We start from the raw sequence: 14,400 nt of genomic DNA on the forward strand, positions 1-14,400 counted from the left end.
GAATGCGCTGCCACACCTGTGGGAGCTGGCTTGCCGGCGATGAGGCCGGGAAGATCAATCGACCAGCTGCGCTTCCTTCAACGCCCCCAACGCCTCCAGCCATCGCGGCTGCTGGCGATAATCGGTGCGCGCAAAGCCCTGCCCGCGCATCCGCGCAATCCGCGGCGACGGCTTGACCTTCATGCGCTGAGCCGCACTCAGCGCCAGCTCTGCTGCCGCCCGGTCATTGCAGACCAGGCCCATGTCACAACCCGCGCTCAACGCCGCTTCGATACGGCTGGCCGCATCGCCAACCACATGGGCACCCGCCATCGACAGGTCATCGCTGAAGATCACCCCGTCAAAGCCCAGCTCACCGCGCAGGATGTCCTGCAGCCAACGCCGCGAGAAACCTGCCGGCTGGTTATCGACCTGCGGATAAATGACGTGCGCCGGCATCACCGCTGCCAGCTGCCCACTCAGACGGGCGAATGGCACCAGGTCAGCCTGGCGCAGCTGCGCGAGGCTGCGTTCATCGGTCGGGATGGCGACATGCGAATCGGCCTCGGCCCAGCCGTGCCCTGGGAAGTGCTTGCCACACGCAGCCATGCCGGCGGCGTTCATGCCGCGAATGAATGCACCGGCCAGTTGCGTGGCGCGCTGCGGGTCACCCTCGAAAGCGCGGCTGCCGACCACCGCACTGCGCTGATGGTCAAGGTCCAGCACCGGGGCAAAGCTGAGGTCCAGGCCAACCGCCAGGACCTCGGTTGCCATCAACCAGCCGCATTGCTCGGCGAGGTACTCGGCGTTGGCGTTGTCGGCCAGTGCACGCATGGCCGGCAGCCGCACAAAGCCCTGGCGCAGGCGCTGCACGCGACCACCTTCCTGGTCCACGGCCAGGATCAGCTCAGGGCGGATGGCACGGATCGACGCACACAGTTCGCGTACCTGGCGCGGGCTGTCGATGTTGCGGGCAAAGATGATCAGGCCGGCCACTTCGGGCTGGCGCAGCAGGTGGCGGTCCTCGGCGGTCAGCCATTTACCGGCGACATCCACCATCAGGGAGCCTTGCAGGCTGACGGTCATGGGTAATCCTTCATTGAAGACTCAAGAGAAGCGGCGCTAGCTTAGCCGAAGCGCCCTGCCCCGCCCAGCCTTCAAGCCTTGACGGTGCTGGCGCTGCTTTTGCTGCGGGGGCGCAACTGCGCAGCTGCCATGGCCTGGTCGGTCACGCCGCTCTCGGCGCGCATGCCGGCAGCCAGGAACGGCACCATCAGGCGCATCACCTGTTCGATCGAGGTATTGATGCCGAAATCGGTCTCCGCAATCGCCCGCAATGCCTTGATACCGGACATGCTGAAAGCGGCGGCCCCGAGCATGAAGTGCACACGCCAGAACAGTTCCAGCGGCGGAATCCGTGGCGCGGCCTCGTTGACCAGCAGCATGTAGCGGCGAAACACCTTGCCGTACATGTCTTCGAGGTAGCGCCGCAGGTGGCCTTGGCTCTGGCTGAAGGCCAACCCCAGCAGGCGCATGAAGATGGACAGGTCATTGTTGCTGCGTGGCTGCACGACCAGCGCCTGATCGACCAGCATTTCCAGCAGGTCTTCAAGGGTCGGCTTTTGCTCGGGCTTGGCCTGGCGGCGTTCCAGCTCACGCTCGAGGCTGGCGCAGAACGGGCCGAGGAAGCGCGAGAATACCGCCTGGATCAGCGCCTTCTTGGAGCCGAAGTGATAGTTGACCGCCGCCAGGTTGACCCCGGCCTTGCTGGTGATCAGCCGCAGCGAGGTCTCGGCGAACCCCCTTTCCGCGAACAGCTGCTCGGCAGCATCGAGAATGCGTTCAACGGTTTCCGATTGGGCCATGACTACTCCGACTACTCCGCCAGACAAACAGGTGTTTGAAACATACGTTTCAGCCCTGCTTCTGTCAAGGTTCGGTGACCGGGCGGTCGCCATTTAAAATCGCCAGGCGCCAGGCCGCAAGTGCCATGCCCGCTGTTTATTACGCCTTTTGGCTTGCAGCGCATCCAGTACTGTATATAATCCCAGTCACTGTACAAAAAGACAGAGCGCTCACCATGTTGAAACTGACGCCACGCCAAGCCGAAATTCTCGCGTTCATCAAGCGCTGCCTGGAAGACAACGGCTTTCCGCCTACCCGCGCCGAGATCGCTCAGAAGCTGGGCTTCAAGTCGCCCAACGCCGCCGAGGAACACCTCAAGGCCCTGGCCCGCAAGGGTGCAATCGAGATGACCCCGGGCGCTTCCCGTGGCATCCGTATCCCGGGCTTCGAAGCCAAGGCCGAAGAAAGCGGCCTGCCAATCATTGGCCGGGTTGCGGCCGGTGCGCCGATCCTTGCCGAGCAGCACATCGAGCAATCCTGCAATATCAACCCCGCCTTCTTCCACCCCCAGGCCGACTATTTGCTGCGCGTCCACGGCATGAGCATGAAGGACGTCGGCATCTTCGACGGCGACCTGCTGGCGGTACACACCTGCCGCGAAGCCCGCAACGGCCAGATCGTCGTGGCCCGTATCGGCGACGAAGTTACCGTCAAGCGCTTCAAGCGTGAAGGCAGCAAAGTCTGGCTGCTTGCCGAAAACCCCGAATTCGCCCCCATCGAAGTTGACCTGAAAGAGCAGGAACTGGTGATCGAGGGCTTGAGCGTCGGCGTCATACGCCGCTGATCCAGGAGGCGTCATGCAGCAGTTCATTCACGCACCCGAACAGGCCCAGTTGCCACTGTTCGAAGCATTTCTCGCACAGCCCGTGCTACCCGGCCTGAAAGCCAGCGAGCTGGCACGCAAGAACATTCAGCCCGAGCTGTTCAGCGAATTGACACTGCGCGGCGCCCCCGGCCACTGCCACAGCCTGCTGGCACCCGTGCTGCGCGAGCTGAGCGAAGAAGACCAGGCCCGCTGGCTAACCCTGATCGCCCCGCCGTCGAGCCTGACCCAGGCCTGGCTGCGCGATGCCGGACTCAACCGTGAACGCATTCTGCTGCTGCAACCTCGCGGCAATCAGAGCCCGCTGCAACTGGCCTGCGAAGCCTTGCGCCTGGGCCGCAGCCACACCGTCGTCAGCTGGTTAGGCAGCGTCAACGCGACTGCACGCCAGCAATTGCTGCGCGCTGCCAGCGCCGGAAACGCACAAAGCCTGAACATCCGCCTCGGCTGATGTTCAGGCTTTGCCTGTTATTTCGAAAAGCCTGATACCGAGCTGCATGATCAATGCAGCACACGTGGGCCTTCATCACGCTCAAGCTCGCCATCCATCAGGCGACCGGCCATCTGCACACCGACACTGAGCATGGCCTTGGCCACCTCCACGTGCTGACCCTGCAGGAATACCTTGGCGTCTTCAGAGAAATCCAGGGTTACCAGGGAGCCCTCATCCTCAGCGCGACGCAGTTCGATGCGGCCATCAGGCAACTCGACAATTTCCAGAAAAGACGTAGACATAAATGGCAGTTCTCCGCGAAAGGCGAATATTGTACCAGCCGCAGCGCCTGTCAGCACTCACTCAACGCGTCGCGGAATCGTCTCACCAAGCCTTTGAGGTTGTTGCGCCAGCTTTCCAGCTCGGCACGTGATAGGGCGGGGTGTTCGGGCTCATCGAGATTTACGGCCTGGATCAGTGGCTGGGTGACGTCGGTTTTCGGTGCTTTCCTGGCGACCGGTGGTCGGAACAAATCGGCATAAGCACCGAGCATTTGCGCCAGCCAGGTTTCGCGCTGACGGGCCAGTTCCAGCAGTTCGGCCACTTCAGGGATGGCGATGCCATTCAACGCGTCGTCAGCCAGCGCTTGCTCGACCGTTGCGGCCACCGGCAGGCGGTAGTAACCACCGATTTCATGGCACAGCCCCAGCAACGCGCCGTTCAGGTGGAACAGCGCCGACTCGCGCTCGGCCTGGACCAGGCCCTGGGCGTTCATGGCCTGGCTTTGCTCGGCCTTGGCCATGGACTCCAGGGCCAGGCCAGCGAAGAACAGTTTCTGGTTGGTGCGGGTGTAGAGTTCCTGGGCCATTTCTATGCCCTCCCATAGGGCTGCAAGGCGAATACACGCATCATAAATGATTGGGGCCGCTTTGCGCCCCATCGCCGGCAAGCCAGCTCCCACAGTGAGGGCATCAGGCCCGAGACCTGCGCTGTACCTGTTAGAGCCGGTTTAAATGATTGGGGCCGCTTTGCGCCCCACCCCCGGCAAGCCAGCCCCACAGAGTTTGCATCAGGCCCGAGACCTGCGCTGTACCTGTGGGAGCTGGCTTGCCGGCGATGGGGCGCGAAGCGGCCCCAATTACAACGCCGTCAGATCAGCGCTTGTCTTCAACCTTCCACGCTTTACCGTCGTAAAACGCCTTCCACCCGGTCGGTTTGCCATCGACCTCGGACTGCACATACTGCTCCTTGGTCTTGCGGCTGTAGCGGATCACCGTCGGGCGGCCGTCGGGGTCTTTCTGCGGCGCATCGCACAGGAAGTGATACTTCGGATCGATCTCATGCTTGTGCGGCACGATCTCCAGCACCAGCGGCGCGCGGGTCTCGCGGTTCTTGGGGAACTGGCTGGCAGCCAGGAACAACCCCGAAGCACCGTCACGCAACACGTAAGTGTCGTCGACCTTTTCGCACTTGAGTTCCGGCATGTCCACCTTGTCCATCTTCGGTGGCGCCGCCTCGCCACTCTTGAGCAGCTTGCGGGTGTTCTTGCACGCCGGGTTGGTGCAACCGAAGAACTTGCCAAAACGGCCGGTCTTCAACTGCATCTCGCTGCCGCACTTGTCGCACTCCAGGCTCGGCCCCTCGTAACCCTTGATGCGATAGCTGCCTTCCTCGATCTCATAGCCGACACAATCAGGGTTGTTACCGCAGATGTGCAGTTTATGTTTCTCGTCCAGCAGGTAGGCATCCATCGCTGTGGCACAGATCGGGCAGCGATGCTTGCCCAGCAGTACCCGGGATTCCGACTCGCCTTCGTCATCAGCGGCGATCTCGTCGCCCGGCACCAGGTTGACGGTGGCCTTGCAGCGCTCTTTCGGCGGCAGGCTGTAACCCGAGCAACCGAGGAATACACCGGTGGAAGCGGTGCGGATCATCATCGGCCGGCCACACTCCTTGCACGGAATGTTGGTCATGGTCGGCTGGTTGGCACGCATGCCGTTTTCGCTGGACTCAGCCGTCTGCAGCTTCTTGCTGAAGTCGCCGTAGAACTCGTCGAGCACGTTCTTCCAGTCACGCTCGCCCTGGGCCACGTCGTCAAGGTTCTCCTCCATGCCGGCGGTGAAGCCGTAGTCCATGAGGTTGGAGAAGCTTTCCGACAGGCGCTCGGTGACGATGTCACCCATTTTCTCGGAGTAGAACCGGCGGTTGTGCAGGGTCACATAGCCACGGTCCTGAATGGTCGAGATGATCGCGGCGTAGGTCGAGGGACGGCCAATGCCGCGCTTTTCCATTTCCTTGACCAGGCTGGCTTCGGTGAAGCGCGCCGGCGGCTTGGTGAAGTGCTGGCTAGGGTCGATCTGCATAAGCTTCAGCACTTCGCCCTGAACCATTTCTGGCAGCACGTCATCTTCGCCAGGCTTGCTCTGCTGCGGAAGCACGCGGGTATAACCGTCGAACTTGAGGATACGGCCCTTGGCACGCAGCTCGAAGTCGCCGGCGGCCACGGTGACGCTGGTGGACAGGTACTGCGCCGGCGGCATCTGGCAGGCCAGGAACTGGCGCCAGATCAGCTCGTACAGACGCTCGGCGTCACGCTCCATGCCAGTCAGCTTGGTCGGGTGGGTATTCACGTCGGAAGGACGAATTGCTTCGTGCGCCTCCTGGGCGCCTTCCTTGCTGCCATAGACCAGTGGCGCTTCCGGCAGGTATTGCTTGCCGAACTCACGCTCGATGTAGCTGCGAGCCATGTCCAGTGCGTCGGCCGACAGGTTGGTGGAGTCGGTACGCATGTAGGTGATGTAACCGGCCTCATACAAGCGCTGGGCCATCATCATGGTCTTCTTCACCCCGTAGCCCAGGCGGTTACTGGCTGCCTGCTGCAAGGTGGAGGTAATGAACGGTGCCGACGGCTTGCTGCTGGTCGGGCGGTCTTCGCGCTTGACCACGCTGTAGCTGGAAGCCTTGAGCTTTGCCAGCGCGGCCATGGCCTGGGCTTCGTTCAGCGGTTTGAACGCCTCGCCCTTCTCGCGCGCCACCTCGAACCGCACCTTGGCGTCTTTCGCGGTGCCGAGGTCGGCGTGGATTTCCCAGTATTCTTCAGGGATGAACGCGCGGATTTCCCGCTCACGCTCGACCACCAGCTTCACCGCCACCGACTGCACACGGCCAGCGGACAGCCCACGGGCGATCTTCGACCACAGCAACGGCGAAACCATGTAGCCGACTACGCGGTCAAGGAAACGCCGCGCCTGCTGGGCGTTGACCCGGTCGATGTCCAGCTCGCCAGGCTGCGAGAACGCCTCCTGGATGGCCTTCTTGGTAATTTCGTTGAACACCACGCGCTTGTAGCGGGTGTCGTCGCCGCCGATGGCTTCGCGCAGGTGCCAGGCAATGGCTTCCCCTTCGCGGTCCAAGTCGGTTGCGAGATAGATGGTGTCGGCATCCTTGGCCAGGCGGCGCAGTTCTTCGATCACCTTTTCCTTGCCGGGCAGGATCTCGTACTTGGCCTTCCAGCCGTGATCGGGGTCCACGCCCATGCGTGCCACCAGCTGGCGACGAGCCTTTTCTTTCGGCGAAAGCGCCGGAGCCTCACCCGCAGCCTTGCCACGCTTGGCGGCCGGCTCTTTGCTCGCGCTGGCCGAACCGCTGGTGGGGAGGTCTCGGATATGGCCGATACTCGACTTCACCACGTACTGGTTGCCCAGGTACTTGTTGATGGTCTTGGCCTTGGCCGGGGATTCCACAATGACCAGCGATTTGCCCATGGATCGGAGTATTCCTGAATCTGAAGATGAAAAACGCGTCAGGTGCCAGACGCGGCACCGCTATATATAGTGGCAAAAGAGTGAGGTCAAGCGCGGAAGTTCACTCGTGCGACTTGCCCAGCAGCCCAGGCAGCCCTTCTTCGGCCTTGACCAAAGCAAAGCGTGGCACCTGCTCGCCGTCAACCTCGACGGACTCCTGGAACATCGAAAGGGGGCGCACCCAGAAGCTGTAATCACCATACAGGCATTGGTAGAACACCATCCACTCTTCGTTTTCGGAGTGCCGCGCAACACTGAAGACACGGTACTCAGGCCCTTTGTAATGCCGGTAAACGCCTGGTTGTATCTGCATGTTGCCCACCCTCTTGATTAAAACCTGAAAAAACAAAACCGGGGCACAAGGCCCCGGTTGCTGTCCCGCTACGCGATCAGACGCGTTCGAAGACAGTGGTGATACCTTGGCCGAGGCCGACGCACATGGTCGCCACCCCCAGGGAACCGCCATTCTGCTTCATGACGTTGAGCAGGGTGCCGGAAATTCGCGCACCGGAGCAACCGAACGGGTGGCCCAAAGCAATGGCGCCGCCGTGCAGGTTAACCTTCTCATCCATCTTGTCGAGCACTTTCAAGTCTTTCAGCACTGGCAGGGCCTGTGCAGCGAAGGCTTCGTTGAGCTCGATGAAGTCGATATCGGCCATGGTCAGGCCGGCACGCTTGAGGGCTTTCTGGGTGGATGGCACCGGGCCGTAGCCCATGATCGCCGGGTCGACACCGGCCACCGCCATCGAGCGGATCACCGCCAATGGCTGGATCCCGAGGTCCATGGCACGCTGGCCGGACATGACGATCATGCACGAAGCACCGTCGGTGATCTGCGACGAGGTACCGGCAGTGACGGTGCCGCCTTTCGGGTTGAACGCCGGCTTCAGCGACGCCAGGCCTTCGAGGGTGGTTTCCGGGCGAATGGTTTCGTCGAAATCGAACACCTTCAGGAAGCCGTTCTCGTCATAGCCCTGCATCGGGATGATCTCGTCCTTGAACTTGCCTTCGACCGTGGCCTTGTGGGCCAGCTGGTGCGAACGGACGCCGAACAGGTCCTGCTGCTCACGGGTGATGCCGTGCATCTTGCCGAGCATTTCCGCAGTCAGGCCCATCATCCCGGATGCCTTGGCAGCATGCAAGGACAGGTGCGGGTTGGGGTCGACGCCATGCATCATGCTGACGTGGCCCATGTGCTCCACGCCACCGATCACGAACACATCGCCATTACCGGTCATGATCGCCTGGGCAGCGGTGTGCAGCGCGCTCATCGACGAGCCGCACAGGCGGCTGACGGTCTGCGCCGCCGAGGTGTGCGGGATCTGGGTCATCAGCGAGGCCATGCGGGCGATGTTCCAGCCCTGCTCCAGGGTCTGGTTGACGCAGCCCCAGATCACGTCCTCGACCTCTTTCGGGTCGACCTTGTCGTTGCGCTCCAGCAGCTTGCTGATCAGGTGCGCCGACATGTCCTCGGCGCGGGTATTGCGGTGCATGCCACCCTTGGAGCGGCCCATGGGCGTGCGACCGAAGTCGACAATCACCACGTCTCTTGGATTCAGGCTCATATCAAATCTCTCGCTCTAGCTCGTTGACCGCTCAGTTGAAGAAGCGCTGGCCGTTCTTGGCCATTTCACGCAGCTTGGCGGTCGGGTGGTACAGCGGCCCCAGGTCGGCGTATTGATCGGCCAGGGCGACGAATTCGGCCACACCGATCGAGTCGATGTAACGCAGCGCACCACCGCGGAATGGAGGGAAGCCAATACCGTAGACCAGGCCCATGTCGGCTTCGGCGGCCGTCTCCACGATGCCGTCTTCCAGGCAGCGCACGGTTTCCAGGCAAAGCGGCACCATCATCCAGTTGATGATGTCTTCGTCGGTGACTTCGCGCTGCTCGAAGACGATCGGCTTGAGCACGTCCAGCACGGTAGCGTCGAAGACCTTCTTCGGCTTGCCGCGCTTGTCGGTCTCGTAGGCATAGAAGCCCTTGCCGTTCTTCTGGCCCAGGCGGTTGGCCTCGTACAGCGCGTCGACGGCCGAACGGCGCTCATCCTTCATGCGGTCCGGGAAGCCCTCGGCCATCACGTCGCGACCGTGGTGGCCGGTGTCGATGCCGACCACGTCCATCAGGTACGCCGGGCCCATCGGCCAGCCGAACTTTTCCATGACTTTGTCGATACGTACAAAGTCGACACCGGCACTGACCAACTTGGCAAAACCGCCGAAGTACGGGAACAGCACGCGGTTGACCAGGAAGCCCGGGCAGTCGTTGACCACGATCGGGTTCTTGCCCATTTTCTTGGCGTAGGCCACGGTGGTGGCGACCGCCACTTCACTGGACTTCTCGCCACGGATCACTTCCACCAGCGGCATCATGTGCACCGGGTTGAAGAAGTGCATGCCGACGAAGTTTTCCGGACGCTTGAGCGCCTTGGCCAGCAGGTTGATGGAGATGGTCGAGGTGTTGGAGGCAAGGATCGCATCGTCCTTCACCTGACCTTCCACTTCAGCCAGCACGGCCTGCTTGACCTTGGGGTTCTCGACCACGGCTTCGACGACGATGTCGACATTGGCGAAGTCGCCATAGGACAGGGTCGGGCGAATGGCATTGAGCGCCTCGGCCATCTTGGCCGGGGTCAGGCGGCCCTTGTCGACGCGGTTGCCGAGCAGCTTGGAAGCCTCGTTCAGGCCCAGCTGGATGGCTTCCTCGCGGATGTCCTTCATCAGGATCGGAGTGCCCTTGACCGCCGACTGGTAGGCGATGCCGCCCCCCATGATGCCAGCGCCCAGCACGGCGGCCTGTCTCACGTCATGGGCGATCTCGTCATGGGCCTTGGCTTTGCGTTTGAGCTCCTGATCGTTCAGGAACAGGCCGATCAGGCTTTCGGCAACCGAGGTCTTGGCCAGCTTGGCAAAGCCTGCGGCTTCGACTTCCAGGGCCTTGTCACGGCCAAAGTTGGCGGCCTTCTGGATGGTTTTGATGGCTTCGACCGGGGCCGGGTAGTTCGGGCCAGCCTGGCCGGCGACGAAGCCCTTGGCGGTCTCGAAGGCCATCATCTGCTCGATGGCATTGAGCTTGAGCTTTTCCAGCTTCGGCTGGCGCTTGGCCTTGTAGTCCAGCTCGCCACTGATGGCGCGCTTGATCAGGTCGAGGGCACCGGCCATCAGCAGCTCAGGGGCGACCACGGCATCGACGGCACCCACTTTCAGCGCGTCTTCGGCACGGTTTTCCTTGCCGGCGGCAATCCACTCGATGGCGTTGTCCGAACCGATCAGGCGCGGCAGGCGCACGGTACCGCCGAAGCCCGGATAGATCCCCAGCTTGACTTCCGGCAGGCCGATCTTGGCGCTGCTGGACATGACCCGGTAGTCGGCCGCCAGGCACATTTCCAGGCCACCGCCCAGAGCGATACCGTTGATGGCGGCGACGGTCGGCACTTCGAGGTCTTCGAAGGCGCTGAAGATACGGTTGGCTTCCAGGTTGCCGGCGACCAGCTCGGCCTCGGGCAGCTTGAAGTTGTCGACGAACTCGGTGATGTCGGCGCCGACGATGAACACGTCCTTGCCACTGCTGACGATCACGCCCTTGACCGAGGCGTCGGCCTGGATGGCATCGACGGCCTGGCGAAGCTCGTTCAGGGTCAGGCGGTTGAACTTGTTGACGGACTCACCCTTGAGGTCGAACTTGAGCTCGACGATGCCACTTTCAAGAGCCTTAACCGTGATGGCTTTACCTTCGTAAATCATCAACTGATCTCCACGATATGGAAGCTGAACAGTACACGCCGATCGCTGCAGCAGAAGCAGGCCTAGCTGCCCTGCCCCAGGCACACCCGTCAGCGCGCTAGTCGGGAGTATGGCTTGGCGAGATGACATACAAACGCTCAATTCATACGCCCGTTTGATTTGGGTGTGCACACATTCTCCGAAAAGACCGGCGTTGTCAAATGCTCGCGAGCACGGCGAAAACGCGACTTTCCGGTCATTTTGTATCGTCCTGGTACAAAACATGATGACAGTGATCGCCGAGCATTCATGTCAGCGATTGACCACGCGCAGCAGAACACGTTGCAGCCATCAGCTTGCGCGACAAGCGTTGGCGGCTACACTGCCACTTGCTTGAATGAATACCCGGCCTGCCTGGCCTTTTCTGCGCAGCAGAACGCAAAGCGGCGACTTGGCACCCCACCCCTTCAGGGGCTCAGCCAAGCCGCCGCTTTGTCGTTATGGAATGTCAGGACAAGGTTTCAAGGACGTAGGCAACATCCTGCAATACAGCCGTATCCCCACGCTCGGTCCAATACAGGGCGATCATCCGCGCATCGGCCTCGACCTTGTAGACGCTCGCGGGCAAGCGCCCCAAGGCCTCCATGAAGCGAGGGTCTTCGCAGGGTTCGCGCCACTGGTTCCACCACACACCCGGGCTGATCTGCCAGAAGCTGAAGCTGTCCTCATGCCCGCGGCGGCGTGCCCGGTGGTACTGCGGACAAGGGCTTGGCGGCTCCTTTTCCAGCCAGTGCGGCCACTGCTGCGGCGCCAGCTGCATGGCCAGGCCCATGCGCCGTGCTTCCAGGCGCAGCTTCATCTGCTCGCTCTGCTTGCGCGAACTGCGCAACCAGGAAAGCGGGCTGAGAATCAGCGCAAGGATTGACACCACCAGTAATACCGTCATATCAGTAGTTCCCATAAAGCGTTGCAAATGAGCTGGTTAGCCATTTTTCACGGAAGACCCGCCCGAAAGCGACCATACTTCTTCTATCGCGATTGCCAGGAGTACCGCTCATGCAATACGAACATTTGTTGGTCGCCGTCGACCTGACCGAAGAATGCGACCCGGTGATCAAGCGCGCCATGGCGCTGGCCAAACCTTCGAATGCCAAGGTTTCGCTGGTACATATCGTCGAGCCGATGGCCATGGCATTCGGTGGCGACGTGCCCATGGACCTGTCGCAGCTGCAACAGCAACAGTTCGATCAGGCCAAGGAGCGCATGGACCGCCTGTTCAACAAATACCCGGACATACAGCGCGGCGATTCGCACCTGACCTACGGCCAACCGCGCCAGGAAATCCACCAGCTGGCCAAGGACCAGAAGTGCGACCTGATCGTGGTCGGCAGCCATGGCCGCCATGGCCTGGCATTGCTGCTGGGCTCCACCGCCAATGACGTGCTGCATGGTGCGCCGTGCGATGTCTTGGCAGTGCGGTTGCTGAAGAAGGAATGACTTGACCTGGCCCGGCCCTATCGCCGGCAAGCCAGCTCCCACAGGGATACCACACGGCTTGAAACCTGTGGTGTACCTGTGGGAGCTGGCTTGCCGGCGAAGGGCCAGCTCCGGCTGACGACTATCAGCCTTCCAGCTCGGCCCAGCGCTCTACCAGGGCATCCAGCTCGCCCTGCAGTTTCTCGATCTTCGCCAGCACCGCCGAGGTTTCTGCGATCGGCCGCTGGTAGAAGCCCGCCGCATTCACTTCTTCCTGGGCCTCTGCCATGCGCTTCTCGACCTGGTCGATCTGCCCCGGCAGCATCTCCAGCTCACGCTGCAGCTTGTAGCTGAGCTTTTTCTTCGAAGCGTCTTCCGCCACCGCTGCAGCAACTGGCGCGGGCTTGTCCTCGACTTTCTCGACCACTGCGCTGTTGAGCTCGGACTTGCCACCCTTGCTCTCGGTCACGCCCAGCAGTTTCGGCGAGCCGCCCTGGCGAATCCAGTCCTCGTAGCCGCCCACGTATTCACGCACCTTGCCCTCGCCTTCAAACACCAGCGTGCTGGTGACGACGTTGTCGAGGAAGGCCCGGTCGTGGCTAACCATCAGCACGGTGCCCTTGTAGTTGGCCAGCACTTCTTCAAGCAGCTCGAGGGTTTCCACGTCCAGGTCGTTGGTCGGTTCGTCGAGCACCAACAGGTTGGCCGGTTTGCTGAACAGCTTGGCCAGCAGCAGGCGCGCACGCTCGCCACCCGACAATGCCTTGACTGGCGTGCGGGCACGCTGAGGGCTGAACAGGAAGTCGCCCAGGTAGCTCAGCACGTGCCGGTTCTGGCCGTCGATCTCGATGAAGTCACGGCCTTCGGCCAGGTTGTCGATCACGGTCTTTTCCAGCTCGAGCTGGTGGCGCATCTGGTCGAAGTAGGCCACCTCCAGCTTGGTGCCGCGCTCGACCTTGCCCGAAGTAGGCTCCAGGCCGCCGAGCATCAGCTTGAGCAAGGTGGTCTTGCCGGTACCGTTGGCGCCCAGCAGGCCGATACGGTCCTGACGCTGCAGGACCATGGAAAAGTCCTTGACCAGCATCGGCCCTTCGGCGTGATGGAAGCTGACGTTTTCCAGCACCATGACCTGTTTGCCGGACTTTTCCGCCGACTCGATCTGGATGTTGGCCTTGCCCTGGCGCTCGCGGCGCTCGCCACGCTCCACACGCAAGGCCTTCAGCGCACGCACGCGGCCTTCGTTACGGGTGCGGCGCGCCTTGATGCCTTGGCGAATCCACACTTCTTCCTGGGCCAGGCGCTTGTCGAACAGCGCATTGGCGGTTTCTTCGGCGGCCAGTGCGGCCTCCTTGTGCACCAGGAAGCTGGCGTAGTCACCGTTCCAGTCAATCAGGCCGCCACGGTCCAGTTCAAGGATGCGGGTGGCCAGGTTCTGCAGGAAGGACCGGTCGTGCGTGATGAACAGCACCGCGCCGTTGAAGCTGCGCAGGGCCTCTTCGAGCCAGGCAATGGCACCGATGTCCAGGTGGTTGGTCGGCTCGTCGAGCAGCAGCAGGTCGGGCTCGGACACCAGCGCCTGGGCCAGCAGCACACGGCGGCGCCAGCCACCGGACAGCTCGGCCAGGGTTTTGTCGGCCGGCAACTGCAGGCGGCTCAAGGTGCTCTCCACCACTTGCTGCAAGCGCCAGCCATCCCGGGCTTCCAGCTCGTGCTGGACGTGCATGAGCTTTTCCAGGTCTTCGTCGTTCTGGATATTCATGCTCAGGTGATGGAACTGCGCCAGCAGCTCGCCAACGCCGTCCAGGCCTGCAGCCACGACATCGAACACTGTGCGCTCGTCGGCCACCGGCAGTTCCTGCGGCAGTTCGCCGATCTTCAGGCCCGGGGCACGCCAGACTTCACCGTCGTCGCCCTTCTGCTCGCCCTTGACCAGGCGCAGCATGCTTGATTTGCCCGTGCCGTTGCGGCCGATGATGCACACCCGCTCACCACGAGCGATCTGCCAGGACACTTTGTCCAGCAGCGGCATGGCGCCGAATGCGAGGGACACATCGCTGAATTTGAGCAGGGTCATGTTGGTCTCCATAAATCGGGCGCGCATTCTACCTGACTTGGCCCCCGACGGCATCCGCCAGGGCAACCGGCCAGCGCCTGGCGACATTTGGTCGAACTTAATATCCCGATACAAGCACAGTGCTTTCACCCGCTGCCGGCAAACGGCTAAGCTAAGGCAATCGCTTCCAACAGTGCTGGCTCCG

The 14,400-nt window shown here is 62.0% G+C and carries 13 protein-coding genes; 3 read left to right on the forward strand and 10 right to left on the reverse strand.

All coding sequences use genetic code 11. From position 1 onward, the window contains the following. Positions 1 to 54 precede the first annotated feature (54 nt). Both nagZ and AC5O5I_RS19680 read right to left on the reverse strand, forming a co-directional pair. Positions 55 to 1,053, reverse strand: coding sequence for a beta-N-acetylhexosaminidase (nagZ, locus tag AC5O5I_RS19675; protein WP_172225642.1), 999 nt, complete (start codon positions 1,051 to 1,053; stop codon positions 55 to 57). Between the two features lie 83 nt (positions 1,054 to 1,136). Further along, positions 1,137 to 1,844 (reverse strand): TetR/AcrR family transcriptional regulator, encoded by a 708-nt coding sequence (locus AC5O5I_RS19680; protein ID WP_172225614.1) that lies wholly within the window; start codon positions 1,842 to 1,844, stop codon positions 1,137 to 1,139. Between the two features lie 215 nt (positions 1,845 to 2,059). Here AC5O5I_RS19680 and lexA point away from each other — a divergent pair, with 215 nt between their 5' ends. Further along, positions 2,060 to 2,668 (forward strand): transcriptional repressor LexA, encoded by a 609-nt coding sequence (gene lexA / locus AC5O5I_RS19685; protein WP_172225617.1) that lies wholly within the window; start codon positions 2,060 to 2,062, stop codon positions 2,666 to 2,668. 13 nt (positions 2,669 to 2,681) lie between these two features. Next, positions 2,682 to 3,158: an SOS-induced cell division inhibitor SulA gene (gene sulA, locus AC5O5I_RS19690; protein WP_172225620.1), complete on the forward strand. Its 477-nt coding sequence runs from the start codon at positions 2,682 to 2,684 to the stop codon at positions 3,156 to 3,158. A gap of 50 nt (positions 3,159 to 3,208) precedes the next feature. On the opposite strand, the gene AC5O5I_RS19695 is transcribed toward sulA, so the two are convergent. From AC5O5I_RS19695 to AC5O5I_RS19725, 7 genes are all read right to left on the reverse strand, one after another. After that, positions 3,209 to 3,442, reverse strand: a complete 234-nt coding sequence (locus AC5O5I_RS19695; protein ID WP_003248777.1) for a hypothetical protein — start codon at positions 3,440 to 3,442, stop codon at positions 3,209 to 3,211. 50 nt (positions 3,443 to 3,492) lie between these two features. Then, positions 3,493 to 4,008, reverse strand: coding sequence for a DUF6586 family protein (locus AC5O5I_RS19700; RefSeq protein ID WP_494511410.1), 516 nt, complete (start codon positions 4,006 to 4,008; stop codon positions 3,493 to 3,495). A 286-nt stretch (positions 4,009 to 4,294) separates the two neighbouring features. Continuing rightward, entirely contained in the window at positions 4,295 to 6,904 is a 2,610-nt protein-coding gene (gene topA / locus AC5O5I_RS19705; protein ID WP_172225626.1) for a type I DNA topoisomerase, read from the reverse strand. Positions 6,905 to 7,004: 100 nt separating this feature from the next. Then, positions 7,005 to 7,256 carry a DUF1653 domain-containing protein gene (locus tag AC5O5I_RS19710; protein WP_172225629.1) on the reverse strand — a complete coding sequence of 84 codons (252 nt, stop codon included), beginning with the start codon at positions 7,254 to 7,256 and terminating at the stop codon, positions 7,005 to 7,007. A gap of 76 nt (positions 7,257 to 7,332) precedes the next feature. Continuing rightward, complete coding sequence (fadA, locus tag AC5O5I_RS19715; RefSeq protein ID WP_172225632.1) at positions 7,333 to 8,508, reverse strand: acetyl-CoA C-acyltransferase FadA; 1,176 nt, start codon at positions 8,506 to 8,508, stop codon at positions 7,333 to 7,335. Positions 8,509 to 8,539: 31 nt separating this feature from the next. Further along, a complete protein-coding gene (fadB, locus tag AC5O5I_RS19720; RefSeq protein ID WP_172225634.1) occupies positions 8,540 to 10,687 on the reverse strand; it encodes a fatty acid oxidation complex subunit alpha FadB in 2,148 nt (715 codons plus the stop codon). Positions 10,688 to 11,174: 487 nt separating this feature from the next. After that, positions 11,175 to 11,612: a hypothetical protein gene (locus AC5O5I_RS19725; protein ID WP_172225636.1), complete on the reverse strand. Its 438-nt coding sequence runs from the start codon at positions 11,610 to 11,612 to the stop codon at positions 11,175 to 11,177. 110 nt (positions 11,613 to 11,722) lie between these two features. On the opposite strand from AC5O5I_RS19725, the gene AC5O5I_RS19730 reads away from it, so the two are divergent. Next, complete coding sequence (locus tag AC5O5I_RS19730) at positions 11,723 to 12,163, forward strand: universal stress protein (RefSeq protein ID WP_172225638.1); 441 nt, start codon at positions 11,723 to 11,725, stop codon at positions 12,161 to 12,163. 124 nt (positions 12,164 to 12,287) lie between these two features. On the opposite strand, the gene AC5O5I_RS19735 is transcribed toward AC5O5I_RS19730, so the two are convergent. Continuing rightward, positions 12,288 to 14,216: an ATP-binding cassette domain-containing protein gene (locus AC5O5I_RS19735; RefSeq protein WP_172285874.1), complete on the reverse strand. Its 1,929-nt coding sequence runs from the start codon at positions 14,214 to 14,216 to the stop codon at positions 12,288 to 12,290. Positions 14,217 to 14,400 lie beyond the last annotated feature (184 nt).

Source organism: Pseudomonas sp. 9_2_1 (assembly GCF_059295275.1).